The sequence below is a fragment of the Xylanimonas oleitrophica genome (genome assembly GCF_003244315.1).
Taxonomy (GTDB): domain Bacteria; phylum Actinomycetota; class Actinomycetes; order Actinomycetales; family Cellulomonadaceae; genus Xylanimonas_A; species Xylanimonas_A oleitrophica.
This window is the reverse complement of the sequence record NZ_QKWH01000003.1, coordinates 1-26,621: the sequence shown is the minus strand read 5'-3', so window position 1 is coordinate 26,621 and position 26,621 is coordinate 1. Positions and strand designations below refer to the sequence as shown.

General features: G+C 73.9%; 22 protein-coding genes. 1 reads left to right on the top strand and 21 read right to left on the bottom strand.

Going from position 1 to position 26,621, the window contains the following annotated elements:
- Window positions 1-47: 47 nt before the first annotated feature.
- The 19 genes from DNL40_RS05815 to ku form a co-directional block, all read right to left on the bottom strand.
- Complete coding sequence (locus tag DNL40_RS05815) at window positions 48-2,540, bottom strand: ComEC/Rec2 family competence protein (protein WP_111250316.1); 2,493 nt, start codon at window positions 2,538-2,540, stop codon at window positions 48-50.
- The gene (locus tag DNL40_RS16705; protein ID WP_245885705.1) at window positions 2,537-3,727 is read right to left on the bottom strand and encodes a ComEA family DNA-binding protein; all 1,191 of its coding nucleotides are present in this window, start codon (window positions 3,725-3,727) and stop codon (window positions 2,537-2,539) included. Before DNL40_RS16705 ends, DNL40_RS05815 begins: the two co-directional genes overlap by 4 nt.
- A 90-nt stretch (window positions 3,728-3,817) precedes the next feature.
- A complete protein-coding gene (locus tag DNL40_RS05800) occupies window positions 3,818-4,753 on the bottom strand; it encodes a DegV family protein (RefSeq protein WP_111250314.1) in 936 nt (311 codons plus the stop codon).
- A gap of 92 nt (window positions 4,754-4,845) precedes the next feature.
- Window positions 4,846-5,013: a 50S ribosomal protein L32 gene (gene rpmF, locus DNL40_RS05795; protein ID WP_111250313.1), complete on the bottom strand. Its 168-nt coding sequence runs from the start codon at window positions 5,011-5,013 to the stop codon at window positions 4,846-4,848.
- Between the two features lie 10 nt (window positions 5,014-5,023).
- A complete protein-coding gene (gene ykgO / locus DNL40_RS05790; RefSeq protein WP_111250312.1) occupies window positions 5,024-5,146 on the bottom strand; it encodes a type B 50S ribosomal protein L36 in 123 nt (40 codons plus the stop codon).
- A gap of 10 nt (window positions 5,147-5,156) precedes the next feature.
- Window positions 5,157-5,462 carry a 30S ribosomal protein S14 gene (gene rpsN, locus DNL40_RS05785; RefSeq protein ID WP_111250311.1) on the bottom strand — a complete coding sequence of 102 codons (306 nt, stop codon included), beginning with the start codon at window positions 5,460-5,462 and terminating at the stop codon, window positions 5,157-5,159.
- Between the two features lie 4 nt (window positions 5,463-5,466).
- Window positions 5,467-6,855 (bottom strand): zinc metallochaperone AztD, encoded by a 1,389-nt coding sequence (gene aztD / locus DNL40_RS05780; RefSeq protein WP_111250310.1) that lies wholly within the window; start codon window positions 6,853-6,855, stop codon window positions 5,467-5,469.
- A gap of 240 nt (window positions 6,856-7,095) precedes the next feature.
- On the bottom strand, window positions 7,096-7,368 hold the full coding sequence (locus tag DNL40_RS05775) for a type B 50S ribosomal protein L31 (protein WP_111250309.1): 273 nt from the start codon (window positions 7,366-7,368) through the stop codon (window positions 7,096-7,098).
- Between the two features lie 3 nt (window positions 7,369-7,371).
- A complete protein-coding gene (gene rpmG / locus DNL40_RS05770; protein ID WP_111250308.1) occupies window positions 7,372-7,536 on the bottom strand; it encodes a 50S ribosomal protein L33 in 165 nt (54 codons plus the stop codon).
- A 79-nt stretch (window positions 7,537-7,615) separates the two neighbouring features.
- Window positions 7,616-10,090, bottom strand: coding sequence for a glycogen/starch/alpha-glucan phosphorylase (locus tag DNL40_RS05765; protein WP_111250307.1), 2,475 nt, complete (start codon window positions 10,088-10,090; stop codon window positions 7,616-7,618).
- 155 nt (window positions 10,091-10,245) lie between these two features.
- The gene (locus tag DNL40_RS05760; protein ID WP_111250554.1) at window positions 10,246-13,611 is read right to left on the bottom strand and encodes an ATP-binding protein; all 3,366 of its coding nucleotides are present in this window, start codon (window positions 13,609-13,611) and stop codon (window positions 10,246-10,248) included.
- 5 nt (window positions 13,612-13,616) lie between these two features.
- A complete protein-coding gene (locus DNL40_RS05755) occupies window positions 13,617-14,414 on the bottom strand; it encodes a DUF4194 domain-containing protein (protein WP_111250306.1) in 798 nt (265 codons plus the stop codon).
- Complete coding sequence (locus tag DNL40_RS05750; RefSeq protein ID WP_111250305.1) at window positions 14,411-15,958, bottom strand: DUF3375 domain-containing protein; 1,548 nt, start codon at window positions 15,956-15,958, stop codon at window positions 14,411-14,413. Before DNL40_RS05750 ends, DNL40_RS05755 begins: the two co-directional genes overlap by 4 nt.
- Window positions 15,959-16,051: 93 nt before the next feature.
- Window positions 16,052-19,042, bottom strand: coding sequence for a leucine--tRNA ligase (gene leuS, locus DNL40_RS05745; RefSeq protein WP_425450762.1), 2,991 nt, complete (start codon window positions 19,040-19,042; stop codon window positions 16,052-16,054).
- Between the two features lie 76 nt (window positions 19,043-19,118).
- On the bottom strand, window positions 19,119-19,754 hold the full coding sequence (locus tag DNL40_RS05740; RefSeq protein ID WP_111250303.1) for a vitamin K epoxide reductase family protein: 636 nt from the start codon (window positions 19,752-19,754) through the stop codon (window positions 19,119-19,121).
- A 146-nt stretch (window positions 19,755-19,900) separates the two neighbouring features.
- Window positions 19,901-21,103, bottom strand: a complete 1,203-nt coding sequence (locus tag DNL40_RS05735) for an MFS transporter (protein ID WP_179950960.1) — start codon at window positions 21,101-21,103, stop codon at window positions 19,901-19,903.
- An 88-nt stretch (window positions 21,104-21,191) separates the two neighbouring features.
- Entirely contained in the window at window positions 21,192-21,914 is a 723-nt protein-coding gene (locus tag DNL40_RS05730) for a metal-dependent transcriptional regulator (protein ID WP_245885703.1), read from the bottom strand.
- Window positions 21,915-21,940: 26 nt separating this feature from the next.
- Entirely contained in the window at window positions 21,941-23,989 is a 2,049-nt protein-coding gene (locus DNL40_RS16700; RefSeq protein ID WP_245885702.1) for a metallophosphoesterase family protein, read from the bottom strand.
- Between the two features lie 92 nt (window positions 23,990-24,081).
- A complete protein-coding gene (gene ku, locus DNL40_RS05720) occupies window positions 24,082-24,888 on the bottom strand; it encodes a non-homologous end joining protein Ku (protein ID WP_111250301.1) in 807 nt (268 codons plus the stop codon).
- A gap of 69 nt (window positions 24,889-24,957) precedes the next feature.
- On the opposite strand from ku, the gene DNL40_RS05715 reads away from it, so the two are divergent.
- Window positions 24,958-25,176: an SCO4848 family membrane protein gene (locus DNL40_RS05715; RefSeq protein ID WP_111250300.1), complete on the top strand. Its 219-nt coding sequence runs from the start codon at window positions 24,958-24,960 to the stop codon at window positions 25,174-25,176.
- 71 nt (window positions 25,177-25,247) lie between these two features.
- Here the strand turns inward: DNL40_RS05715 and DNL40_RS05710 are convergent, their stop codons facing one another.
- Window positions 25,248-25,511, bottom strand: coding sequence for a glutaredoxin family protein (locus DNL40_RS05710; protein ID WP_111250299.1), 264 nt, complete (start codon window positions 25,509-25,511; stop codon window positions 25,248-25,250).
- 46 nt (window positions 25,512-25,557) lie between these two features.
- A complete protein-coding gene (locus tag DNL40_RS05705; RefSeq protein WP_111250551.1) occupies window positions 25,558-26,274 on the bottom strand; it encodes a GTP pyrophosphokinase in 717 nt (238 codons plus the stop codon).
- Between the last annotated feature and the right edge of the window lie 347 nt (window positions 26,275-26,621).

The window sequence follows — 26,621 nt, the reverse complement described above, 5'->3', positions numbered from 1 at the left end:
CCGCGCGGCTCGGGCTCCGGTGCACCGCCTCCTCCCGTGCCGACCGCTCAGGTGCAGGCGAGGGCCGGCGCCCCGCCGCGCACCACCAGCACCGCCGTGCCGCACTCGTCCGTGCGCACCGCCGTGGCGCCGACGTCGGCGTAGAGGCCCAGGGCCCTGTCCGTGGGATGGCCGTAGGAGTTGCCGGCCCCGACGCTCACGAGCACCACCGCCGGTCGCAGCAGCCGGGCCAGCCCCCGCGACTGCGCCGCGGAGCCGTGGTGGGCCATCTTGACGACGTCCACCCCGTCGGCCACCTCGGGGTCGATGCCGCCACGGAGCGCAGCCAGGAGCGCCTCCTGCCCCGGCTCCTCCAGGTCGCCGAGGGTGACGACGTCGAGAACCCCGCCAGGTGACGTGCTCCGCAGCCGCACGGACAGGCTCGCGTCGTTGGCTCCGTCGCCCTCCGCCGACCGGCGGCCCGCAGCGGCCCCCGACGTGCTCGGCCCGAGCACGTGCCACAGCACCTCGTGCCCACCGTCGGCGAGCGTGCCCCGCTCCCCCGGCTCCGGTGCACGCACCGGGACCTGCGCCCTGGCGAGAGTGTCGAGGGCGCGGCGGGCCTGGCCGGCCGGCTGGGCGAGCGGCGAGACCAGGGCTGCACGGACGTCACGCCCGTGCAGCGCGGCGGGCAGCCCCCCGACGTGATCGGCGTGGAAGTGGCTCAGCACCAGCAGGTCCACACGCGCCACGCCCAGCCGGTCGAGGCAGCGCCCGGCGTCGTCGCCGTCGGGGCCGACGTCGACCACCACCGCCGAGGCAGGGCCGGTGCGGACCACGAGCGCGTCGCCCTGACCGACGTCGCACGCCACGACCTGCCAGTCCGCCGGGACTCCGCCCGCGGGTCCGCCCGCCCCGCGCAGGGCCACCCCGGCTCCCGCTCCGGCCACGACCAGGACCACGACAGCGGCGGCGGCCCCTGCGACGTGGCGGTCCCGTCGGGTCGCCAGTCCCGCCCGGTACCGGGCCAGGGCCGCGCGGCGGTACGCGCCGGCCGCGCGCCAGCGACGCCGTCCGCCCTCGACCCACGCCACGGGCCAGCCCTGGCCCGGCGGGCGACGGAGCACGAGCACGAGCACCGCAGCCGTGGCGACCAGCATGACGAGCGCGCCGGGCACGCCTCCGGGCCACGGCAGCAGCGCTCCCGGCAGGCCCGCGCACCAGCGGGCGACGGCCGCGATCCACCAGGTGGCCCCGCCCGCCGCCCAGGCGAGCGCGTGAGCGAGCTCCGGGAGCACCGGGGCGGTGAGCGTGGCCCCCAGGCCCAGCAGCGTGGCGGGCGCCACCGCAGGCGTCACCAGGAGGTTGGCGAGCACCGACGTCGTCGGCACGGCCGGCGCCAGCAGCACCAGCACCGGACCGCACGCCGCCTGGGCCGCGACCGGCACCGCCAGAGCGAACGCCGCAGGCCGCCCCAGCCACGGAGCCAGGCGCCGCACCAGGGGCGGCGACAGGAGCACCAGCCCGGCCGTGGCCGCGCACGAGAGAGCGAAGCCGTACGAGCGGGACATCCACGGGTCCCCGGTGAGCAGCAGCACCACGCACGTGGCCAGCGCCGGCACGGACGCCGCCGGGCGCCCCAGCACGATGCCCAGCAGCGTGACGGCGCACATCGTCGCGGCGCGCTGCACGCTGGGCTCCGGCCGCACGAGCAGCACGAATCCCACCGCCACCGCCGCCACGAGGGCCACCCGCGCCGTGCGCGGCAGTCGGACGGCCCCGGCCGCCGCGGTGACAAGGGCGAGGACGACGGCGAAGTGGCCGCCCGACACGGCCGTCAGGTGCGTCAGACCGGTGGTGCGGAAGTCCTCGGAGAGCCCCGAGGGCAGACGCGAGGTGTCCCCCACCGCCACCCCGGGCACCAGGCCGCGCGCCTGCGGAGACAGGCTGTCGGTCACGTCGAGGAGAGCGGTGCGCATCGTGGTCGTCGCGGCCACCAGGCCAGGTGCGTCGCGGACCACCTCGACCTCGCCGCGGCCCGTGCCGCGCGCGGCCACCGCGTCCCCCGGCTCTGCCGGTGCGAGCCCCACCGCCACCACCACCCGCGCCCCGTAGGGCGGGGTGTGCTGCCCCGTCACCTCCACGCGCGCGCGGACCGGGGACGTCGCAGCCCGTGCCGTGACGGAGTCGGCGGCCAGCACCCAGCGCGCACCGTCACCGAACACGGCCGGCCGCGGCTCGGAGGCGACGCGCCCGGACAGCACCGTCACCGCACGGTCCGCGGCGAGCTGCTCCACCGGTGCCCGGCCCGCCGCGTGCACGTGCGCGGCGAGCGCCACCACGACGACGCAGCCCAGCACGAGCACCGACTGGCCGAGAGCACCGCTCAGCGCCGGGCGGCGTCCGGACCGCGCCGCCGCCAGGGCGATCACGGCCAGCACGAGCACCGCACCTGCACCCAGCAGGACCACCCCGCGCACGTGCGCCACGGAGCCCGTCAGGGTCCAGGCGGTGGCCCAGGCCGCGAGCGCCGCCGGGGCCAGGCGCAGGTCGGTGCTCACACCCGGACCAGGTCTCGGAGCTTCGCGAGGACGGCGGGGCCGATGCCGGAGACCTCGTCGAGCTCGTCGACGGAGGCGAAGCCGCCGTTCTCCTGCCGCCACGCGACGATCCGGCCGGCGAGGGCGGGGCCGATGCCGGGCAGCGTCTGCAGGGCGGCCTCGTCGGCGGTGTTGAGGTCCACCAGGCCGCCGGCATGCCCTGCGGGCGCTCCTGCCGGTGTGCCGGTCGCGCCGCCCGGAGCGGGAAGCTGCGGCTCGACGACCTCCTCCCCGGGGGCGGGGATGCGCAGCTGCTCGCCGTCCACCACGGCGCGGGCGAGGTTGAGCGCCCCCAGGTCGGCGTCGGCGGACGGGCCGCCGGCCGCGTCGACCGCGTCCGCGACGCGCGCCCCGGCGGGCAGCGTGACCAGGCCGGGGGTGATGACCTGCCCGACGACGTGGACGACGACGAGGTCGGCGGGGGCTGCCTCGGGCGGTGTCGGTGACGGGCCCGGCTCGGGCGTGGGCACGGGCTCGTCCTCCATGGCTGCGAGCGGGACTGGCTGCCCGGTTCCCGGGTCGCCGGGGGCGGCGAGCGGCTGGACGTCTCCGGACGGCCGAGTGGCGAGCCCGGCGAGCCCGACCCCCACGACGAGCACCACGACGACGGCGACGAGCGCCGTGCGCGGCCTCAGGCCCCAGCGTGCGCCGCGGGGTGCGCCGTCCTCGGCACCGGCCGGAGCCTCCCCGGTCAGCGCATCCGCGAGGCCGTCGTCCCGGCCGCCCGGCACGTGGCCCTGGAGGGCGGTGTAGAAGGCTGCCGCGCGGCGGGCTCCAGCGTCCGCCGTACGCCGTTCCTCTATCCGGCTGCCGAGGCTGTCGAGGCTCTCGTGGTCGCCGGGAGCGGCGTGGTCGCCGTGGTGGGGCGAGCCCTCAGCGGGGAAGTGCTCCCCGGGGGCGTGCGCCACTGCATCGGGATCCAGGAGGTCGTGCAGCACGGCGTCGGGCGCCGCGACACCCGGCGCCACGACGTCAGGTCTCAGGAGCCGGGGCGCCTGGAGGTCGTGCGTCCGCGGTGCGGGGGCGCCGGTGGACGAGCGCGCCGCCCGCAGCCGGCCCAGCGACGCCTCCAGGGGGTCTGCTCCGAGGGCGAGGCCCGGGGTCGCGCCCGCGCCGCCGATGTCACTGCGTCCGAGATCCTGGCTCACGGCCGGGACGCTAGGCGCGTCCCCTCGCGGAGGACGGGCCGCGGAGCCCGGGTGTGGACGATCAGGTCCTGAGCCTGCCTGAGGGCAGGGTCAGTGCCTGTGCGTCCCGAGGTCTGCGACGACCACGGCGAGCGCTCCCGGCCCGGCGTGCGCGCCCAGGACGGCGCTCACCGGGGTGACGACCGGCTCCGCCCCCAGTCGCGACGCCAGCCTCGCCGCGGCCTCCTCGGCCCGCTCGGCCGCCCCGAGGTGGTGCACCGCGACCACGGGCCGCGACATGGCGTCGGCGTGCTCGACGGCGAGAGCCAGCAGCCGGTCGAGCGCCGCCGAGCGCGTGCGCACCCGCTGGACCAGGTCGATGCCGCCGTCCCGGATCTCGAGGATGGGCCGCACGCCGAGAGCGGTTCCGAGCGCCGCGGCGCCCGCGGACAGCCGTCCCCCGCGCCGCAGGTGGTCGAGCGAGTCCACGAGGAACAGCGTGCGGCTCGAGGCCGCCACCTCCGCCGCCCGCGCTGCGACGTGCTCCGCGTCGCAGCCCGCGGCCGCGCACGCCGCGGCCTCCTGGGCCGCCGTCCCCAGCGCCATCGCCACCGTGCGGGAGTCGACAGCGCGCACCGGCACCATGGAGCGCTGCCCGGCCTGGACGGCGGCCTGGGCGGTGCCGGACAGCGCTGCGGACAGGTGCACCGAGACGATCGCCCGTGCGCCGTCGGCAGCGAGCGCCCGGTAGGCGGCGGAGAAGTCGGCAGGCGGCGGCTGGGAGGTGGTCAGACGCTGACCGGCGCCGATCCGCCGAGCCACCTCCGCGGGCGTGATGTCCACGCCCTCGCGGTGCTCGCCGTCGGCGGCGACCACCCGCAGCGGCACCACCACCGGACCGGCGCCTGCGCCGTCGGGCGCCGTCCGCGGCTCGGGGAGGCAGGCTGTCGAGTCGGTGACCACCCGGACCAGCGGTCCGGGCGCGACCGCGTCCGTTCCCGGGCGTGCGGGGGCAGAGGCACGGAAGGGCGGTCGAGGCAGGCGCATGGCATGGTCACCTTAACGGCCAGCAGACGCCGGACGGCGGCGGCACCCTCCTCGGGTGTCGCCGCCGTCCAGGCTGGACGAGCTCTGTGGCCTCAGTCGGTCTGCACGAGCCCGCGCCGGACTGCTCGGGCGAGGCGCGGAGGAACGCTCACCGTGCGGCCGTCGACCGTCACGGGCACGAGCACCGGCTCGGACGCCTTCCACTGCGCGCGCCGCGACCGCGTGCGCGAGCGGGAGGTCTTGCGCTTGGGGACCGCCATCGACGCCTCCTCAGCCCTGCCGCGCCTTGAAGCGCGGGTTCTGCTTGTTGATCACGTACGTCTTGCCGCGCCGCCGCACCACCTTGGAGCCCGGCGCCAGCTTCAGCGAGCGCAGGGATGCTCGGACCTTCATCGTTCTCTCCTCACCAGCTGGACTTGGTCACGCCGGGCAGCTCGCCGCGCAGCGCCATCTCGCGCAGGCGGATCCGGGAGAGCCCGAACCTGCGCAGGTGGGCCCGCGGGCGGCCGTCGACGGCGTCGCGGTTGCGCAGCCGCACCCGGCTCGCGTCGCGGGGCTGGCGCCGGAGCTCCAGCGTCGCGACGGCGCGTTCCTCGTCGCTCGAGGCCGGCGAGGCGATCACGCGCTTGAGGTGCGCACGCCGCTCGGCGTACCGCGCCACGACGGCCTGCCGGCGCTGCTGGGCCGCGATCTTCGACTTCTTCGCCATCGCGTCAGCCCTCGTGGTCGTGGTCGTGCTCGTCACCCTCGTGCGCGTGCTCGTCACCGTGGTCGTGGCCGTGCTCGTCGTGAGCGTGCTCCTCGTGAGCGTGCTCCTCGTCACCGTGGTCGCTGCGCCCGTGACCCTGCGTCTCGTCGGTGCCGGAGACGCCGCTGAGCTCGTTGGGCACGACGTCGAGGGTGACGGTCTTCCACACCTTGCCGGACTCGACGTCGACGGCGTGGATCGCCTTGGCGGCCGGGTCGGTCACATACACGGAGCCGTCGAGGGCGAGCACCGCAGGGCGCGGCTCCTGCCACTCGTCGGGCTCGGTCCAGGCGTCCATCACCGGGATCGACTTCACGAGCTGCTTGGTCTCGGGGTCGATGACGTGCAGCTGCCCGTCGGTGCCGAGCACGAGCGCCTCGCCGGCGTCGCCGCGGGCGAGCGAGCGGAACGTGTAGCTGGCGGGCAGGTCCACCAGGGTCAGCGACGCGTCCCGGGTGTCGATGAGCGAGACGCGGGTGGGACGCTCGAGGTCGGCGTCCGGGTCGGACTTGTAGTCACCGAGGACCACGGGCGACGCCTCGGTACCGGCCTGGTTGCCGATGCGGCCGTAGGCGTCGGGCGCCTGCACCTTGGTGATGGTGCCGCCCGCGTAGACGAGAGCGCCGTCCTCGCAGCCGATGACCACGGCCTCGTCGGCCGCCACGGCTTCGCCGTGCACGCCGGGGCACTGGTCGCTGGCAGCGATCTCCTGCCCCTCGGCGTCCAGCACTCGGATGCCGGTGCGGGCGTCCTCGGTGCCCTCGGACACGACGAGCGAGTGGTCGCTCAGCTCGATGGCGACACCGTGGTGCGCGGACGGGGTGGTGTGCTCGCGCACCACGGCGTCGTCGTCGCCCAGGTGTGCCGCGTCCAGGACGGTGACGTCGCCGGTGCCGTCGTCGAACAGGGCTGTCCGCCCCTCGTGGACGACGACGTGGCCGGGCTTCTCGGCCTCGTGGAGGTGGTCGGTCAGCACCGGCCCGGCCACCCAGTAGTGGTGATGATCGCCGTGCGCCTCTGCCCAGGTGCCCGCGTCCAGGAGACGGAAACCCCCGGCGGTCGAGACGAACAGGTGGCGGCCGTCCCCGGCCGGGTTGAGGCGGTTGAAGCCCTCGAGCTCGATGTCGCCGACCTGCTCGAGGCTCATCGCGTCCAGGACGCGGATGCCCCCGTCGTAGGTGATCGCGATGCGCGGGGTGCGTGCCTGCGCCTCGCTGGCGCGCGGCGCGGCCGGCTCGTCCGCCGGGGCGGAGGCCTCGGGGGCGGTACCGGTCCCGCCGGCGCAGCCGGCCAGAGCGATCGTGGCGGCGAGCGGGAGGGCGAGAGCCGCGAGGCGGCGTCGTGTGCGGTGCATGGTCGTCTTTCCGTCGTCAGAGATCGTGCGAGTGAGAATCGTTCTCGCTCGGAGAGTGAACCAGAGATGAGAACGTTTCTCAACCGCTGCGCGACAACCTCGCCCGCTCGGCCCGCAGCCCTCCCGGCGTCGAGGCGCCATCACGCCAGAGCGCCGGGGCAGCCGGGCGCCGAGCCGCCCAGACGCCGAGAGGCGCGGCACCCGAAGGTGCCGCGCCTCTCGCAGGGGGTGAGGACCCGCTCAGCGCTTGCCGTAACGCTGCCGGAACCTCTCCACACGCCCGGCGGTGTCGACCACGCGCGCGGAACCCGTCCAGAACGGGTGGCTCGCGCTCGAGATCTCCACGTCGACCACGGGATAGGTGTTCCCGTCCTCCCACTCGACGGTGCGAGCGGGCCGGCCGGGGCCGGCCGCCGTCTCACCGGCGAGCGTAGACCGGGTCAGGAAGGCGAAGCCGGCGCTCTGGTCGCGGAACACGACAGGGCCGTACGTGGGGTGGACGTCCTTCTTCATCGCTCAGCGCTCCTCTCGGAACTCGACGTGGCGGCGCACCACGGGGTCGAACTTGCGGATCACCATGCGGTCCGGGTCGTTGCGGCGGTTCTTGCGGGTCACGTAGGTGAACCCGGTACCGGCGGTCGACCGGAGCTTGACGATCGGCCGGAGCTCGTTGCGTGCCATCAGGCATCCCTTCTTGTTGAGAACCATTCTCTACAACAAGAGCGAGCTTGCCATATTCCCGTCCGCACGCCCCCACCGGTCAGAGCTCGACGGGCACTGCCTCCGCGTGCCAGATCCGTTCCAGGTAGTCGCGCATCGACCGGTCGGAGGAGAAGAAGCCGCTGCGGGCCACGTTGAGCACGGCCGAGCGGCTCCACGCGTCCTCGTCCCGGTACGCCCCCTCCACCCGGTCCTGCGCCTCGACGTACGACTGGTAGTCGGCGAGCACCATGAACCGGTCCTCGTACAGCAGGTTCGAGACGATCGGCTCGAACACGCTCCGGTCCCCGCCGGAGAACTCCCCCGACGCCACGAGGTCGAGCGCACGGCGCAGCCCCGGGTTCTGCTCGTAGTACGCGGCCGGCCGGTACCCGGCCTCCTGGATCGCGCTCGCCTCCGGCTCGGTCAGCCCGAACAGGAAGAAGTGCTCGTCGCCCACGAGCTGGCGGATCTCGACGTTCGCGCCGTCGTCCGTGCCGATCGTCAGCGCACCGTTGAGCGCGAACTTCATGTTCCCCGTGCCGGACGCCTCCTTGCCGGCGAGCGAGATCTGCTCCGACAGGTCGGCGGCGGGGACCAGCGTCTCGGCCACGGTCACGTTGTAGTTCGCCGGGAACGCCACCCGCAGCACCTGCGAGACCACCGGGTCCGCGTTCACCACGGCCCCCACATGGTTGATCAGCGCGATGATCTCCTTGGCCATCTTGTAGCCCGGCGCCGCCTTCGCCCCGAACACCACCGTGCGGGGCACGACCTGGGCCGGGTCCAGCTCGCCCGAGCGGATGCGGTCGTACAGCGTCACCACGTGCAGCACCTTCAGCATCTGCCGCTTGTACTCGTGCAGGCGCTTGACCATGACGTCGAGCATGGTGCTCGGGTCGATCTCGATCCCGTCGCGCGCCGCCAGGAGCCGCACCAGCCGGTCCTTGTTTGCCGCCTTGACCTCCCGGAACCGGCGCCGGAACTCGGCGTCGTCCGCCAGCGGCTCCAGCTCCCGCAGCCGCTCCAGGTCCGTCACCCAGCCGTCACCGATCGCCTCGGTGATCAGCGCCGACAGCCCCGGGTTCGCCAGCCGCACGAACCGGCGCGGCGTCACCCCGTTCGTCACGTTGGTGAACTTCTCCGGCCACAGCTGCGCGAAGTCATGCAGCACCTTGTCGCGCAGGAGCTGAGAGTGCAGCTCGGCCACCCCGTTGACCTTGGCTGCCCCGACGGTGGCGAGGAACGCCATGCGCACCGCCCGCTCGGGGTGCTCGGCAATGATCGACATCCGCCGCACCAGCATCTCGTCGCCCCCCGACCGCTCCCGCACCTGCCCGAGGAACTCCTCGTTGATGCGGTAGATGATCTCCAGGTGACGCGGCAGCAGCCGGCCGACCAGCTCGACCGGCCACACCTCGAGCGCCTCGGGCAGCAGCGTGTGGCAGGTGTACGCGAAGCACTGCCGCGTCACCTCCCACGCCTCGTCCCAGCCGAAGCCCTTCTCGTCCACGAGGATGCGCATCAGCTCCGGCACCGCGATCACCGGGTGGGTGTCGTTGAGCTGGAAGGTGATGCGCTCCGGCAGCCGGTGCAGGTCGAAGCCCTCCTCCAGCACCCGGTCGATGTAGTCGCGCAGGCTCGCCGCCACGAAGAAGTACTGCTGCTGCAGGCGCAGCTCCTTGCCCTGCGGCGTCGAGTCCTCCGGGTACAGCACCTTGGAGATGTTCTCCGCGAACGTCTGCGCGCGCACCGCCTCGGCGTAGTCGCCGTAGTTGAAGATCTTCAGGTCGAACGCGTGGGTGGCCCGGGCGCTCCACAGGCGCAACGTGTTGACCCGTCCGTTCAGGTAGCCCGGGACCATGTAGTTGTAGGGCACCGCGAGCACGGACCAGCCGGGCACCCAGCGGCTGCGCTCGACCCCGTCGTCGTCCGTGTACTTCTCGGTGTGCCCACCGAACCCGACCGCCACCTCCTGCTCCGGCCGGGCGATCTCCCAGGGCGAGCCGTTGTCGAGCCAGTTGTCCGGCTCCTCCACCTGACGCCCGTCCACGAACGTCTGCCGGAAGATCCCGTACTCGTACCGGATGCCGTACCCGATCGCCGGGATGTCCATGGTGGCGAGCGAGTCGACGAAGCACGCCGCCAGCCGCCCCAGGCCACCGTTGCCCAGGCCGGGCTCGACCTCGGCCTCGCGCAGCTCGTCCAGCGACAGGCCCAGGCGCTCGAGCCCCTCGGCCGCGATCTGCTCCAGGTCCGAGGCGATCAGCGCGTTGTCGAGCTGGCGACCCAGCAGGTACTCCGCCGACAGGTACGCGACGGACCGCGACTGCTTGCGGTACTGCTGCGTCATCGTGCGGTTCCAGCGCGCCATCAGGTACGAGCGCACCGTGCGCGCGAGCGCCAGGTACTTGTCGTTGAGCGACGCGCGCTCGAGCGTGGTGCCCTGCGTGTACGTCAGCTCGCGCAGGTACTGCCGGACGAAGCCGTCGACGTCGTGCGTCGGGGTGGCGATGGGCGGGATCGACTCGGTCACACATCGACCCTACAAGTCCCCACCGGCCACCGCACCGGGCCGTTCGGCCCTGCGCACCGCCGCCCCTGCCGCGCCCGTGCCAGCTCGGCGCCCCGCTCCGCGAGCCGCCCCCGAGCTGCCCCGCAAAGTCCCCGCGAAGTCCCCGCCCAGGTCCGCTACGCCGCCGGAGCGGCGCCGCCGTCGTCGTCGAGCGGGACCACCGGCACCGGCCGGGAACGGCCGCCCGGATCCTTGACGACGACGTACTCCGCGTCCACGTGCGGCTCCAGCGCGCTCACCTTGTCCAGCGGCGCGCCGATCACCAGCTGAAAGCCGAGCCCGCGCCACGCACCTACCGCACGGCCGGAGAACCGGGCGTCGGCCTTGATCAGCGCCTCGTCCAAGAACACGGGTGCGTACCGCGGCCGCTCGGCCCCGGCGTCGCCGAGCTGGTACCGCAGCGCCGCACCGACGATGAAGGCGACCAGCTCCTGCGACTCGCCGCCGGACTTCTCGCCGATGTGGTCGTAGAGGGCCACGTGGTTGCCCTCGAGGTCCACCTTCTCCGCGCTGACGCGCACGTGCCGGCGCACGTCCACCAGGTCGAGGAAGTCCGGGCTGGTACGCCGGATCCGCTCGACGAGCCGTTCCATGCGCAGGAACCGCGCCTCGCGCTCGGCCTCTCCGGCGTCGCTCGCCAGGAGCGTGCGCACGTCCCGCAGATCCCTCCGGAACCGCGCCACGATGGCCGACTGCACGGGCCGGGCGTCGATCCGCAGGCGGTGGTCGTCGTCGGCGAACGGCAGCTCGGCGAGGATCTCGTTGACAGGGGCGATGCGCTCGGTGATCTCGCGCAGCGACCTGCTGATCGCGGCGTCGAGGGCGGTGAGGTCGTCGCCCGACATGCGCGCCAGGTTGCGCGACCACTGCGCCTCGAGCTCGTGCAGCCGCTCCGTCTCGAGGGTGCTCAGCACGCGCTCGAAGTCGGCGTAGGAGCCGTCCGGGTCCGTGCCCAGGTTCGGGTCGGGCCACTGCCGCACGAACGACTCGAACACCGACCGCAGCGCGTCGAGCCCGGCTTCCACGGCGGAGCGGGCCTGCTCGTGGTCGAACACCAGGCGCTGCCCGACGGCGGCCAGCGCGGCGTCGAAGGCGTCCAGGCCGCCGTCGCGCTCGCCCGCCCGCTCCAGCAGCTCGTCGAGGTAGGCGCGGTGGTCGGCGTCCAGGACGACGCCGGCGTCGGTCGCCTCGTCGATGGCGCGCTGCGCGGCGTCGACCGCGTCACCCAGCTCGGCCCACCGCTCCCCCAGCCGCGACCGGGCGTCCTCCGCCCGAGTCAGCCGGCGGTGCAGGTCCTCGACCTTCTGCCGCAGCGCGTCCGCCTGGGACTGCAGGGCCGTGAGGTCCTCGTTGCTCCCCTGGACGTCGGCCAGCACGCCCTCCCAGCGCGCCACCTCCTGAGCGGCGGCGGCCACGTCGACCTGGTCCCACACCAGCTCCAGCACGCGCTCGTGCGCCGCCGTCTGCTCCTCCAGGGCACCGTGACGCAGCTCGGCGCCCGCCCGCTGCTCCGCCGCCAGCCGCTCCGCCTCGCGCGAGCGCTCCAGCTGGCGCTCCAGGTCCGCCACCCGGCGGGCGTTGGTGAACCCGAGCACGTTGTCGCGCCCGTGCCCGCCGTGCGCGCCGCGGTTCCCGTCCGACGTCTGCCCCGTCCGGGTCAGCGCCCGGGTGCCCGACGTCGCGTGCCGGGCCAGGTCCGCCGGGTCGTCCACGCACACGAAGTCGTAGGCCGCGGCGAGCCGATCGGCCAGCCACCCGGCGAACGGGCCGGGCTTGACGTCGAGCCTGCCCGGCAGGGTGCGCTCGTCGCGCGCACCGGGCTCCGGCAGGCCCACGGGCACGCCCTCGAAGCGCAGCCGCACCGTGGACGGCACCTGGTCGATCGCGGCGCGGAAGTCCGCCAGCCGCACGGAGTCCACCAGCAGCGTGGTCGCGAACCCGCCCAGGGCCAGGTTCGCCGCCTCGCGCCAGTGCTCGAACTCGGTGCGCACCTCCAGCAGCTCGGCGACGAACGGCAGGTCGTCCACGCCGAGACCCGCCGCCTGGGCCAGCGCCAGGCGTGCCCGGTGCAACGCCTCCGGCACGTTGCCGCGACGACGCTCGAGCGACGTCCGCTCCCGCTCCAGGCGCTCCGTCTCCCGGCGTGCGGTGGCCGCGGCGTCGTTCGCCGCGTACAGCGCGTCGAGCGAACGACGCCGCGAGCCGGCGACGTCGGCCAGAGCCGCCCGCGAGGCGGCGCGTTGCCGCTCCAGGTCGGCCTCGCCCGAGACGCTCATGCCCAGGCGCTCCAGGGCGGCGTCCAGCACGACCCGCGCCCGGCGCACCTCGGCCTCACGAGTGCGCGCCGCCGCCAGCTCCCGCTCCGCCGCGGCCGCCCGCTCACCGCCCGCGGCCCACATCGCCTGCCGGACGCCGTCGAGCGCCGCCGACTGCGTCGCGTGCGCCGCCTTCAACGCGGCCGCCTCGTCACCGGCCTCCCGGTGCTGGCGGCGCACCTCCTCCTCCGCCGAGCGCAGCAGTCCCAGGCGGCGCTCGTGCCGCCACAGGCTCGCCGCCGACGCCGGCTCCGCGAACGAACCCAGCGCGTCGATCACCGCGAGACGCTCGCGCGCCTCGTCCACCGCCGCCCGGTGGCGCCGCATCGGCGCGAGCGCACGCACCTGCTCCGTGGCGGTCACCATGCGCGTGCGCGTCGCCGCCAGGTCGTCGAAGTGGGCGACGGCGGCGTCCGCGACCGCCAGCGTCTCCGGCTCCTCCAGCACCATCGCCTTGTAGAGCGCGTCCACCGTGGTGATCTGCTGACCCGCCTGGATGCGGCCCAGCAACGCCACCGCCTTGGCCCCACCGCCCGCAGCGCCGATGCCCAGCGTGGTGTGCAGGCGCGCCCCGAACTCCTTGTCCGTGTCGAAGCACGTCAGGCCCAGCGCCGTCAGCCCCGCCCGGCCGAACCGGGCCGCCGCGCACGGCTCCAGGTCCCGCAGCGCGAAGTCGCCGTCGACCGTGGCGCGCACCGCCACCAGGTCCTCGGTGCGCTGCGCCCCCGCCGGCACGTACCAGGCGCGCAGGGCCGTGAAACGCGTCCCCGACTGGTCCGTCCACGTCATCGCGATCGCCGACCACGTGTCCCGGCCGTCGCCGCGCAGCACCCGCTCCCGCGTGCCGTCCGCCGTGCGGGACTCGTCGATCTTGCCGCGCGCGTACGAGACCACGTTGCGCTGGTCCTTGCCGCGCGGACGCCCCACCACCCCACCGTTCGAGGCGCCGTTGAACGGCGTCGTGTGCGGCATCAGCAGCGCGATGTACGCGTCCAGCAGGGTCGACTTGCCCGAGCCCGACGCCCCTGACAGGAGCGTGGCCGTCGGCGCGAACCGGACCCGGTGGTGCCCGTCGTAGCCGCCCCAGTTGACCAGCTGCAGCTCGTGGGCCACCCACTGCTGCCCCGTCGAGGCCGCGGGGATCAGCCCGAACAGCGTGTCGGCCATCAGGCTCACAGGTCGTCCTCCTCGTCGGCGTCGACGTCGGCCGCACCGGCCGAGTCCGCCGCGTCCTCGCCCGCGGCCGAGCCGCCGGCGTCGCCGCTGCCAGGCTCCTCGGCACCGGGCGTTGCCGTGTCCCCGTCCCGCAGCCACGTCACCAGCTCAGCGAGCCGGTCCGCCGACAGGATCACCTCCACCACAGGGAGCACCCGGTAGCGCCCCTGGGACTCCTCCGCCAGCACCCGTTCCCGGACCAGGCGCGCCACCGCGGCCGCGATCTCCTTCTGCCGCGCCGCCAGGTTCGTCTCCCCCGCGGGCAGGTAGCTGAGCACCGTCTGCTCCAGCTCCTCCGCGTCCACGCGCGCCTGCTGCTCGCCCGCACCCTGCTCGCGCTGGAACAGCGCCCGCAGGTGCACCAGCAGCACCGTCTCCACGCGCGAGTACGGCTCGTCCTTGAGTAGCACGGGCACCTCGACCTCGGCCTTGCGCACCTGCCGCTTGTATGCCAGTCCCCGCTCGTGATCGACCACCAGGTGCACGAACAGGTCGTGCAGGCGCGACTCCACCGTGGCCTGGTGTGCCAGCAGCGTCTTCCACGGACCAGGGTGCGCTGCCGCCGACAGGTAACGCTGGCGCAGCAGACGCACCAGCACCTGGCGCACGTCCGCCTCCAACGAGCCCGTGTCCCCGGGGAACAGCGCCGGCAGGTCAGCCTCCGCCGGGACCGGTGCGATGAAGCCCGCGTCCGGCACGCCCTCCGACCCGTCCGTCACCGGGCCCGCCTGGCCCCCCGTCGTCTGTGTGGTCATGCTCGCTCCCCCTCGTCCTGCGCCGACCCAGCCGCCGGGACCCCGCCGTCGGCATCGCCCTGCTCCTGCACCTGGAGCACCGCCCGCTCGAACGCGAAGCGCCGCCGTGAGCCGTCCGGCCGCACCGCCGTCACCACCGACACCTCTGCACCGCCCGCCGCGTCCTCCGCAGGCCGCGCCAGCTCCAGCAGACCCACCAGGTCCACCGGCCGGCGGAGGTCCTGCGGCCCCGCCTCGAACACCGCACCCACGTCGACCGCGTCCGCCCCCCGCAACGAGCGCGCGTGCTCCAGCAGCGCCTCGTACTGCGGGCCGCCCCAGCGGCGCGCGTCCGCCAGCGACACACCGTCCGTACCGTCCTCGTCCCACTCCGCCAACGGCTCCGGAGCCACCGGCGGCCGCAGGTCGTGCAACGTCTCCCGCAGGCGCCCCACCTCCGCACGCGGCAGACGGCGCAACGCCTCCACCGGCTGGCCGCTGCGCGTACCAGGCATCCACGCCGCCAGCGCCGCCACCGCGTCGCGCAGCAGGTCGTCCACCTGCCGGTCCCGCAGCGGGTCGTGGTGGCGGACCTGCGTGGCGATCACGTGCGACGCGCGGCGCTGCGCCGTCAGCACGTCCTCCAACCCCTGCTCGATCTGCCGCGTCAGCCCCCGCAGCTCCGCCCGCTGCGCCGGCGCCAGCCGCTGCGCGAACGGGTGCTGCAGCACCGACTCCAGGCTGCGCGCCAACGTGCCCAGACGCTCCGCGTCACCCAGCAGCCGCAACGCCCCCGCGAACGCCCGACCCTCCGACGTCTGCTCCAGCAGGTGCTCCGCCTGCTCCAGGTACTCGGCCAGCACCTCGCCCGTCGGGCGGTCGTCCTGCCGCAACGACAGCACCACCCGCCGCTGCAGCGCCCGGATCGACTCCGCCACCCGCGTGAAGTCCGCCGGCAGCTCCCGCACCAGGAACAGGACGTGCTCGGCCTCCTCGAGCAGCTGCTCGTCGTCGGCCGGCTCCACCTGCCCCGCCTCCAGGCGCTCCAGCTCCGCCGACAGCCGGGCGATCTCGCCCCGCACGCGAGCACGCCGCGCCGCCACGTCAGGCTCGACGTCGTCCGCCAGCCGCTCCACGGCCTCCAGCAGCGAACGCACCCGCGACCGCGTCACCCGCGAGCGGGGGCCGCCCGCACGCGCCGCCACCTCGAGCGCCTCCACGGCGTGCGCCGTCAGCCGGTACTCCTCCCCCGGCTGCTCGCCCGAGCGGACGCTGCGCGCATCCACGACCTGGCGCACCAGCCAGCCCTCCGCGACCCACTGACGGCACAGGTCGCGCGCCGCCCCCTCGGGCAGATCGGCATGGCCTGCCGCCCGCAGGTGGGCGAGCGCCTCGTCCGCCTCGGCGTGGGCGTCCGCGACCGGCACCCCCTGCCGCTCAGGCGTGAACAGCTGCCCCAGCAGCGTGACCACCAGGGGCGCGTGCCTCCTGTGCAGCAGCGCCAGCGTCGGGCTGCGGAACGCCCGCTGGGCGCCCTCGTACGCGACGTCGACCGGAGAGGACATGATCAGGCCCCAGCCGAGGTCGTCCGAGGCTGCGGCTCCGCTCCGGGACGCAGACCTCGTCCCTCGGCCCCCACCCTGCGCTGCGCCTCCACCTCAGACGACGACGTTGACGAGCTTGGGGGCGCGCACGATCACCTTGCGCACCGGTCGCCCGTCGATCGCCTTGACCACGTTGGGCTCGGCCAGCGCCGCAGCCTCCAGGTCGGCGTCAGAGATCGACGGCGGCACCTCCACGCGCCCGCGCACCTTGCCCTGCACCTGGACCACGCAGGTCACGGTGTCCTCGACCAGGTAGCGCTCGTCCGCCGTCGGGAACGGCTCGTGCGCCAGCGAGTCCGTGTGCCCCAGCCGGGCCCACAGCTCCTCCGCGATGTGCGGGGCCACCGGGGCGGTCATGAGCACCAGCGGCTCGATCGCCTCGCGCGGCACCCGCTCCAGCCCCGTCAGGTGGTTGTTGAGGGTGATCAGCTTGGCGATCGCCGTGTTGGGGCGCATGCCCTCCATCTCGGCGGTCACGTCCGCGATGGCGCGGTGCACCACGCGCAGCGTCTCGGTCGAGGCCGGCTCGTCGGTGACGGTCACCTCGCCCGTCTCCTCGTCCACCACGTTGCGCCACAGGCGCTGCAGGAACCGCTGCGAGCCCACCACGTCACGGGTGTTCCACGGGCGCGACAGGTCCAGCGGACCCATCGACATCTCGTAGACGCGGAACGTGTCGGCCCCGTACTGCTCGTACATCTCGTCGGGCGTGACCACGTTCTTCAGGGACTTGCCCATCTTCCCGTACTCGCGCTCGACCGGCTGACCGTCCCAGGTCCAGCCCGTCTGCTCGTCACCCTCGACCTCGGCGGCCGGCACGTACGCGCCGCGCGCGTCGGTGAAGGCATACGCCTGGATGTACCCCTGGTTGAACAGCTTGCCGAACGGCTCGACGGCCGTGACGTAGCCCAGGTCGTAGAGCACCTTGTGCCAGAACCGGGCGTACAGCAGGTGCAGCACGGCGTGCTCGACGCCACCCACGTACAGGTCGACACCACCCGCCGGGCCGGAGGTCGCGTTGTGGCGCGGCCCCAGCCAGTACCTCTCCAGCTCCGGGTCGACGACGGTGTCGCCGTTGGTGCCGTCGGTCGGGTCCAGGTAGCGCAGGTAGTACCAGCACGAACCGGCCCAGTTGGGCATGGTGTTGGTGTCGCGGCGGTACCTCTTGGGGCCGTCGCCCAGGTCGAGCGTCACCTCGACCCACTCGTCGTTGCGGCCCAGCGGCGCCTCCGGCGAGGAGTCCGCGTCGTCGGGGTCGAACGTGCGCGGGGCGTAGTCCGGCACGTCCGGCAGGTCGACGGGCAGCATCGAGGCAGGGATCGCGACCGGGCGGTCCTGCTCGTCCCACACGATGGGGAACGGCTCGCCCCAGTAGCGCTGGCGGCTGAACAGCCAGTCGCGCAGGCGGTAGGTCGTGGTGCCCTCGCCGACACCGTGCGCCTCCAGCCACGAGATCATCTCCGCCTTGGCGGCGGCGACGTCCTTGCCGTTGAGCACGGGAGCGTCGGCCGGAGCGCCCGCGGGCACGTCGGTGGCCGGGCTGTTGACGACGACGCCGTCGCCGGTCCAGGCGCCCTCGAAGCCCTCGGGCAGGCCGCCCTCGGGGGCGACGGTGTGGACGACGGGCAGGTCGTAGGCCGCGGCGAAGGCGAAGTCGCGCTCGTCCCCGCCCGGCACCGCCATGATGGCGCCGGTGCCGTAGCCCATCAGCACGTAGTCGGCGGTGAACACCGGCACGGGGGTGCCGGTCACGGGGTTGACGGCCAGGTGACCGGAGAACACCCCGGTCTTCTTGCCGGCGTCGGCCTGCCGCTCGACGGCGGTCTTGGCGGCGGCCTCCCGGCGGTAGGCCGCGACGGCCTCGACAGGGGTGGCGTACCCGCCCGTCCAGGCGTCCTGGGTGCCCTCCGGCCAGGCGGCCGGCACCTCGTCCAGCAGCGGGTGCTCGGGCGCCACGACCATGAAGGTCGCACCGAACAGCGTGTCGGGGCGGGTGGTGAAGACCTCGACGGTCTGCGCAGCCCCGGCGGCGTCCGCCTCGCCCGTGCCGACGACGTCGAAGCGCACGGTGGCCCCCGTCGAGCGGCCGATCCAGTTGCGCTGCATCGCCTTGACCTTCTCGGGCCAGTCGATCAGGGCCAGGTCGTCCGTCAGACGGTCCGCGTAGGCGGTGATGCGCATCTTCCACTGACGCAGCGACTTCTGGAACACCGGGAAGTTGCCGCGCTCGGAGCGGCCGTCCGCGGTGACCTCCTCGTTGGCCAGCACGGTGCCCAGCCCAGGGGCCCAGTTGACGGGCGACTCGTCCACGTACGCCAGGCGCTGGGAGTCGAGCACGTCACGCTGCTCCGCCTCGGACAGGCCGTGCCAGACGGCGCCGCCGGCGTTGTCGCCGTCGCGCCCCGGAACGGGCCGCACGCCGGCGGCCAGCTCCTCGCGCAGCTCCGCGATGCGGCGCGCGCGGCCCTTGCCGCCGTCGGGGCGCTCGGCCTCGGCGTCGTACCAGGAGTCGAAGATCTGCAGGAAGATCCACTGCGTCCAGCGCACGTACTCGGGGTCGATCGTGGCGAAGGTGCGGCGCGGGTCGTGGGCCAGGCCGGCACGGCGCAGCTGGCGCTTGTAGGTGACGATGTTGCGCTCGGTCACCAGGCGCGGGTGCTCGCCCGTCTGCACGGCGTACTGCTCGGCGGGCAGGCCGAACGCGTCGAAGCCCATGGTGTGCAGCACGTTGTCGCCGCGCATGCGGCGGAAGCGCCCGACGACGTCGGTGGCGATGAACCCCAGCGGGTGCCCCACGTGCAGGCCCGCGCCCGAGGGGTACGGGAACATGTCCATGATGTAGTACGGGCTGCCGGAGGCGTCCGCGCCGCCGGGGCCCTTGAGCTCGCCCACCGGGTTGGCCGCGTGGAACGTGCCTCGCTCCTCCCAGCGGTCCTGCCAGCGCAGCTCGATCTCCTGCGCGAGGGCGGGCGTGTAGCGGAAGGCGGGCTCCTGGGGAGCCTCGGCGGGGGCCTGGGCGGCGGACTGGTCGCTGGACGTGCTCACGACCACCCATCCTAGTGCGGCGTGGCCAGCCGAATTCCGCGCGACGCCCCGCGACCCCCGCTCGGGGCGGGCGACGTCAGAACGACCGCACCAGGTAGGGGCCCATCGTCAGCAGCAGCCAGCCGGTGGGCACGGCGTAGCCGACCACGAGCACGATCACCCGGCTGCCCACGAGGGCACGCACCAGGCCGGCGGGCGCGGGCAGCGCGCGGGTCTGCAGCGCGTGCTCCACCTGGAGCCACAGGAGGGGCCACATCACCACCCAGACCGCCATGCAGTACAGGCACAGCGACACGAGCTGGTGAAAGCTCGTGTACATGAGGAACACGACGAGCAGCTCGCCCAGCACGGTGCCGGTCAGCAGCGCCAACCGGTACCAGCGAGGAGGCCGGTAGCCGGTGAGCCACAGCACCGCGGTGGTGACGACGACGGCGAACGCGGCGACACCGAGGTAGGGGTTGGGGAAGCCGAGCAGCCGGCCCTGCCAAGAGCCCATCGCGGCGCCGCAGTCGACGAAGACGTTGAGGCTGCAGCTGGCCACGTGCCCTGGCTCGACGAGCGACAGGTAGCGCTCGACCGACAGCGTGAACGAGGCGGCGAACCCGACGGCGCCGAGCACGAGCAGCCAGACGGCGAGCGTGCGGTCGCCCAGCGGGCGCACGCCCTCCAGGGCCGGGTCGACGGCGTCGCGGGCCGGGGCTGCCGTGGTCACGTCGGCAACCTATCGCCCTTCCCTGAGAGTTGTGTCAGAACCAGCGGGACCCGGCCGCGCTAGTTCTGCCACGTTCTGGCACCGCGGTGCCAGAGCGCACGGCGACGGGGCACGGGGCACGGGCGCCCACAGGGCGCCCGGCGGTGTCAGGCGTCGGCGCGCACCACGCGCTGGCGGCCGGCCACGAGCACCAGGCCGAGGCCGAGCGCCGTGAGCAGGACGCCGGTCCAGGCGGGGGCCACGTACCCCCATCCGGCGGCGATGACGAGCCCGCCGAAGAACGCGCCGGACGCGTTGCCCACGTTGAGCGCCGAGTGGCACAGCGCCGCGCCCAGCGACTGCGCCCGCGGCGACAGGTCCATCAGGCGCGTCTGCATCGCCAGCCCGAGCACCTGGGAGGTGACCCCCAGCAGGAACAGCGCGGCCACGGCCGCCACCGGCTGGTGCGCCACGAGCGCGAAGGCCACCAGCGACACCCCCGTGGCGACGAACCCGCCGATCACGGTGCGCAGCACGTCGCGGTCCGCGAGCCGCCCGCCGAGCAGGGTGCCGAGGGTCATGCCCACGCCGAACACCGCCAGCACCCACGGCACGTGCCGCTCGTCGAGCCCGGAGACACGGGTGACCGTGGGGGCCACGTAGGAGTAGACGGCGAAGAGGCCGCCGAACCCGATGGCGCCGGCCGCGAAGCCGATCCAGAGCGGGCCGTTGCGCAGCGATCGCACCTCCTGGGCCATCGACGAGTCGACCGGCCCGTCCTTGGGCACGAACGCCAGCACCCCGGCGAGGGTGGCGGCACCGAGCACGCCGATGAGCAGGAACGCGACGCGCCAGCCGAGCTGCTGGCCCACGAACGTGGAGACGGGCACGCCCACCACGTTCGCGATCGTCAGACCGGTCATCATCATCGACACCGCGTGCCCGCGGCGCCCGGGACCGGCGACCGAGGCGCCCACGGCGGCGCCGACCCCGAAGAAGGCCCCGTGCGGCAGCCCGGCCAGGAACCGACCGGCGACGAGCAGGCCGATGCTGGGCGCTGCGGCCGAGAGCAGGTTGGCCAGGGTGTAGGCGCCCATGAGCACCAGCAGGAGCCGCTTGCGGCTCATCTGCGCGGCGGCGACGGTCAGCAGCGGGGCACCGACGACGACGCCGAGCGCGTAGGCGGTGATGGCGTGCCCGACGACGGGGTCGCTGACCGACAGATCGGCGCCGATCTGCGGCAGCAGGCCCATCGTCGCGAACTCGGTGGTGCCGATGGTGAAGCCACCGAGCGACAGGGCGAAGAGCGCGAGGCCGACGTGCGGTGCGCCGGTGCGCGGCGCCACCGCCCGGGTCGGGGTCGAGGTCAACTGGTCCTCCGGTGAAGAGCGAGGACGAATCGTTTCGACGGACGACCACGGACGACCGCCGTCGACGTCGTCCGGGATGGTGGGAACCCTACGCCCTGGACACCCAGATCCGCGACGCCGCACGCCGCTCGAGCTCCGCCGTCACCGCAGCTCCCTCCCTGTCCCAGGCCACCGTCACCGCCTCGCGCCGGGGCAGCACCGCCGTCACCGTGACCCGCACGTCCAGGTCCACCCCCAGGCCCGCCAGGTACCGCAGGTCTCCCGGGTCGGCGTCCGAGATCCGCGCCACCACGCCCGACTCCCCCGCCACCAGGTCCGCCAGCGGCACCGCGTCCGGGCGCAGCACCCTGCCGTCCACCGTGGGGATCGGGTCACCGTGCGGGTCCCGGACCGGCCGGCCCAGCAGGGCGTCCAGGCGCTCCACGAGCAGGTCGGAGACCGCGTGCTCCAGCTCCTCCGCCTCGTCGTGCACCTCGTCCCACGAGTACCCGAGCTGGTCCACCAGCCACGTCTCGATCAGGCGGTGCCGGCGCACCATGACCAGCGCGTACCCGCGCCCCAGCTCCGTGAGCCCCACCCCGCGGTACGGCTCGTACGCCAGCAGACCTTGCTCGCTGAGGCGCTGCACCGTCTCCGACACCGTGGACGGCCCTACCCCCAGGCGCTCGGCCAGGCGCCCCGTCGAGACCTTCGCCGCCTCCGACGGCGCCCACTCGAGCGCCGACCAGACGGCCTTGAGGTAGTCCTGGGCGACCGAGGTCAGCTCGGCCGGGTCCGGCCGGTTGGCACGACGACGCGGGGCAGCAGGCACGGCACAGAGCCTACGGGGAGGCCGCGCTACGGGGAGGCCGGCGGCTCCTCGCCACCCACGGCGCCGCCGTCGGCGTCCTCGCCGGCACCACCGCCGTCGGGAACCTGCTCACCTTCGGGGAGGCCCGCGCCGTCCGGCACCCCGTCGCCGTCAGGGGCGCCCGCGCCGTTGGGCTCCTCCTCGCCGTCGGCGCCCGTACCGTCAGCGCCCTCGGTGTCCTGTGCCGCCCGCACCACGGCCGGACGCGGCACGTCGCGCCACGCGCTGACGGCCGCCGAACCGTCCGGGCGCACCTCCAGCAGCTTCCACTGCGTGAAGCGGCGCTCGGCAGGGTCGAACCGCAGCAGGGTCATCTCCGCGGTGCCGCGCAGCGGGCCCACCGTGGGCTGCCCCGACGCGGCACCGGCCGTCGACCCGCTGACGTACCGGATGCCCCGGCCCAGCGGGAACGGCTCGTACCGCGTGTGCGTGTGCCCCGACACCTGGAAGGGCACGCAGCCCGAGTGGAGGGGCGCGTTGCCCATCTCAGGCGTGTGCACCAGCAGCAGGTCGACGTCGCCGGCCTCGCACGCCACCTCCGTCAGCCGGCGGCCCACGTCGGCGGTGTCCTCGTCGGCGATCGCCGTCGTCCCCACGCCCACCCGGGTCTCGTGCGGGTCACGGTCCCCCAGGATGCGCACGCCGGCCACCTCGACCACCGAGCCGTCGAGCACCGTCTGGCCGCGCGCACGCTCGGCGTCCGACACCAGCATCGAGTCGTGGTTGCCGTCGGCCACCACCATCGGCACGCCGTCGGGCCGCACCGTGGCGAACGAGTCCACGCACACCCGCTCCACGGCCGTGCCGTTCATCGTGGTGTCCCCCGCGTTCAGGATGACGTCCACCTCGGCCCGCAGCGCGACGTCGCGGATCAGCGGGGTCATGCTCGTGTTGCAGTGCAGGTCGGAGATCACCAGGAACGTGACCGGGTCCTCGGGTGCCGTCGCCGCCTGCAGCACGGAAGACCCCGCGTGCTCCGGCGAGGCACTGGAGTCGGTGCCCGGCCCGTCACCGGGTCCGCCGGTCGGCTCCCCCGGCACGTCGTCCTGCGTCCCGGGCTCTGCCCCCGCGCCGGTTCCGGCCTCCGTCCCCGTCTCCGCGTCCGCCTCCGCGCCCGTCTCCGCGCCCGTCTCCGCATCCGTCTCCGCATCCGTCTCCGGGGCGCCGTCGGCCCCGGCGCCCCCGCCCTCGGCGTCCGGCGCCGACGCGCCCTCGTCGTCCGACGTCGGAGGCGAGGCGGTCGGCGAGGCAGCCACCGGCGTGCCGTCGCCCTCCAGGGCGGCCCTCCCGTCCCAGGCCGCGTTCAACGCCGTGCGCGCCCCCTCGTAGAACTCCTCGTTCTGCCGGTACAGCCCCAGCAGCTGCGCACCGTAGGTGTCGATCACGCCCGCCAGGCGGCCGGTGATGCGCGCACCCTCGAGCGCGGTGCCCTGGAACACCGGCGAGGTCGGCGCGGCGCGCTCCGGTGGCGCCAGGTCGTCCGAGGCCACGACGCCCGCGACCAGCGCGAGCGCCACCACCCCCGACGTCGCCTCCCACGTGCGCGGGGCCAGCCAGGCCGCGATCTGCTGCCGCCGTTCCCGGCCCAGCAGGTACCGCACACCCACGCCCACGAGCACGACGACCAGCAGGGCCACGAGCGTGCGGCGCACGGCGTCCTGCACGAGCTCGCGTACCACCATCTCGACGGTGACCTGCGGGCTGCCGAAGAACTGCAGGTAGCCCTGGAGGTCGTCGCTCAGCGACTCGAGCGTGGTGGCCGGGTCGATCTCGGTGAGGTCCGCGGGGATCTCCTTGATCGTCACGTCCACACCGAGGGGGCCGGCGGGCGAGTCGATCTGGAGCGTGCCGAGAGGGCCGAGGTCGGCGGTGACCGTCGCGTCGGTGGTGATCTCGTACGTCGCCGCGTGCGGGCCGAAGAAGTAGTCGGCCTTGGCGGTGGTGACGCCGAACAGGACGCAGGCGATCAGCACGCCGGTGCCGACGAGGGTCCAACGGACCCAGCGGGGCGGCGTGCGGTGGGGCTGGTGGTTCATCGGCCCCACCTTCGCCGATCAGGGCTGCCGCCGCCAACGAACCCGCGCGCGACGCGCCGCACGCGTCCGCACAGGCAGTCGGGCGGGACCGGTCAGCCGCTCTTGCGCTTCGCCTTGGCCTCCTCGACGCTCTTGCGCAGCGCGTCCATGAGGTCGATGACCTCGGCGCCCTCGGCCTCGCCCCCGGCCTCCTCGCCGAACGTCTCGGCGGAGTCGACCGACTCCCCCCGCTCGATCTTGGCGTCGATCAGACGGCGCAGCTGGACCTGGTACTCGTCCTCGAACTGCTCCGGTGAGAAGTCCGACTCGAAGCTCTCCACGAGCTGGGACGACATCGCCAGCTCCTTGGCCGAGATCTTCACGTCGTCCGACAGCGAGGGGAAGTCCGCCTCGCGCACCTCGTCCGCCCACAGGAGCGTCTGCAGCACCAGCACGTCACCGCGCACGCGCAGCGCCGCCAGCCGGGTGCGCTGCCGCAGCGCGAACTTCACGACGGCGGTGCGCTCCGTCTCCTCCAGCGTGCGCCGCAGCAGCACGTACGCCTTCGTCGACTTCGAGTCCGGCTCCAGGTAGTACGTCCGGTCGAGCATGATCGGGTCGATCTGCTCGGTGGGCACGAACTCCACCACCTCGATCTCCCGGTCGCGCTCGGCCGGCAGGGAGGACAGGTCCTCCTTGGTGAGCACCACCGTGTGCTCACCGTCGTCGTAGGCGCGGTCGATGTGCTCGTACGGCACCACCTTGCCGTCCAGCTCGCACACCCGCTTGTACCGGATACGACCGCCGTCGGCGTCGTGCACCTGGTGCAGCGGCACGTCGTGGTCCTCGGTGGCGCTGTAGAGCTTGACCGGCACGTTGACGAGGCCGAACGTCACGGCCCCCTTCCAGATCGCCCGCATCGGCCCATCGTCGCCCGACCTGGGAGGGCACGCCAGCGCCCGCGGCGCGCACCGCCCATACTGGAGGGCGTGAGCCTCCCCGTCGCATGGTCCGTGCTGCTGATCGTCGCCGCCCTGTGGAACCTGCTCATCTGGCCGCGGTTCTGGCAGCGGGTCGCCAAGGACCCGCGCTCCCGCGACACCGCCGGTCGCCCCACCCGGTTCTACACGGTGCACGCCGTGCTCATCGGCGTCTCCCTGCTGCTCGCCGTCGCCATCGGCGTGCTCGGGGTGCTCACGCTCGTCTGAGCGGACGCCCGCGCCCACCGGCCTCGGACATCGACACCGGACACCGACGCCCCCGGGCAGGCCCCTGCCCGTCAGAGCCCGACGGCGTCCAGCTTCGCCGCGAGCTCGGCGTCCGTCGGCTCCACGAAGTGGTCCCCGTCGGGGAACACGACGACCGGGATCTGCGTGCGTCCCGAGACCGCCTTGGCGTCGTCGGCCCGCGCAGGGTCGGCGTCCAGGTCCACGTACAGGTAGTCCACGCCCCGCGCGTCGAGCAGCCGCTTCGAGCGGCGGCAGTCACCGCACCAGGCGGCGCCGTACATCGTCAGGGTCTGCGGGTGGGTCAGGTCGCTCATGCGCCGGACCCTACGCCTGCCCGCGACCCCGGCGTGGTGAGCCCGCTCACTCGATCATGCGCCGGTGGTAGGCCTCGTCGGCCACCTCCGCGGTGCGCATGAACGCCTCCAGCATCTCCTGCGGGTCCAGGAGCGTGTCCTTGCGCTCCGCCGGCTCCTGCTCGCCCGCGATCGCCTTGACCTCGTCGTGGATGCGCTCCATCGAGCTGTCGAGCGACCACGCGACGTCGGCCGCGAGCTTGAGCGAGTCCGTCAGGTGCTGGGGCACCTCGCGGCCGTACTTGTAGTAGATCTTGTGCTCCAGGCTCGCCCAGAAGTCCATGGCGATGGTGCGCAGCTGGATCTCGACGACGACGTCCTCGACCCGGTCCGACAGGTAGACCGGGATCTTCACGATCAGGTGCAGGGACTTGTAGCCGTTCGACTTGGGGTGCGCGATGTAGTCGCGCTCCTCGATGAGCGTCAGGTCCTTCTGCGCCACCAGCATGTCCCGTACCCGGTAGATGTCCGAGACGAAGCTGCACGTGATGCGCACGCCCGCCACGTCGAACATCTGGCTGCGGATGCCGTCGGCGCTGAGCGGGATGCCCTTGCGGCGCGCCTTGGCGAGGATCGAGTCGAACGACTTGAGCCGCGACCCCACGTGCTCGATGGGGTTGTAGTCGTGGATGTGCCGGAACTCGTCGCGCAGGATCGAGATCTTGGTCATCACCTCGTCGATCCCGAACTTGTAGCCCAGCACGAGACGCCGCAGGTCGTGCATCAGCGCACGCACGTCGGCCAGCTCCGCACGGCGCGCCGGGGCGTCACGGTCCGGCGCGAGGCTCTCGACGTCGAGGTCCTCGGCACGCAGACCCGGGATCGGGATCTCCGACGCCGGCGCGGTCACGGTGAGGTTTTCGGTCACGGTCTCACGGTAAAGGGAGTCCCTGCTCCCCGTCTGTGAATGTCTCGTACAGGTGCGTGTGAGTCCTGTCTCGGTTGCTGGGTGGTCAGCAGGTGGCGGTGCCGTGGAGGGTGTCGCAGACGAGGCGGGTGCGGGCTTCGGTGACGGTGAAGGGGGCGGTGGTGGAGGTGGTGGTGATCTGGCCGGGGATGGTGGTCCAGGTG

What these genes read in the sequence shown, in the direction of transcription:
- DNL40_RS05760 (WP_111250554.1), bottom strand. Translation starts at nt 13,611, where the DNA reads ATGGCCGACACGCTGTTCGGGCTGATCCCCGCGGCCTCGACGGGGCAG.
- ykgO (WP_111250312.1), bottom strand. Translation starts at nt 5,146, where the DNA reads ATGAAGGTCCGAGCATCCCTGCGCTCGCTGAAGCTGGCGCCGGGCTCC.
- DNL40_RS16700 (WP_245885702.1), bottom strand. Translation starts at nt 23,989, where the DNA reads ATGAACCACCAGCCCCACCGCACGCCGCCCCGCTGGGTCCGTTGGACC.
- DNL40_RS05750 (WP_111250305.1), bottom strand. Translation starts at nt 15,958, where the DNA reads ATGTCCTCTCCGGTCGACGTCGCGTACGAGGGCGCCCAGCGGGCGTTC.
- DNL40_RS05775 (WP_111250309.1), bottom strand. Translation starts at nt 7,368, where the DNA reads ATGAAGAAGGACGTCCACCCCACGTACGGCCCTGTCGTGTTCCGCGAC.
- rpmF (WP_111250313.1), bottom strand. Translation starts at nt 5,013, where the DNA reads ATGGCGGTCCCCAAGCGCAAGACCTCCCGCTCGCGCACGCGGTCGCGG.
- DNL40_RS05705 (WP_111250551.1), bottom strand. Translation starts at nt 26,274, where the DNA reads ATGCACGACCTGCGGCGTCTCGTGCTGGGCTACAAGTTCGGGATCGAC.
- DNL40_RS05755 (WP_111250306.1), bottom strand. Translation starts at nt 14,414, where the DNA reads ATGACCACACAGACGACGGGGGGCCAGGCGGGCCCGGTGACGGACGGG.
- rpmG (WP_111250308.1), bottom strand. Translation starts at nt 7,536, where the DNA reads ATGGCACGCAACGAGCTCCGGCCGATCGTCAAGCTCCGGTCGACCGCC.
- ku (WP_111250301.1), bottom strand. Translation starts at nt 24,888, where the DNA reads ATGCGGGCGATCTGGAAGGGGGCCGTGACGTTCGGCCTCGTCAACGTG.
- DNL40_RS05800 (WP_111250314.1), bottom strand. Translation starts at nt 4,753, where the DNA reads ATGCGCCTGCCTCGACCGCCCTTCCGTGCCTCTGCCCCCGCACGCCCG.
- rpsN (WP_111250311.1), bottom strand. Translation starts at nt 5,462, where the DNA reads ATGGCGAAGAAGTCGAAGATCGCGGCCCAGCAGCGCCGGCAGGCCGTC.
- DNL40_RS05710 (WP_111250299.1), bottom strand. Translation starts at nt 25,511, where the DNA reads ATGAGCGACCTGACCCACCCGCAGACCCTGACGATGTACGGCGCCGCC.
- aztD (WP_111250310.1), bottom strand. Translation starts at nt 6,855, where the DNA reads ATGCACCGCACACGACGCCGCCTCGCGGCTCTCGCCCTCCCGCTCGCC.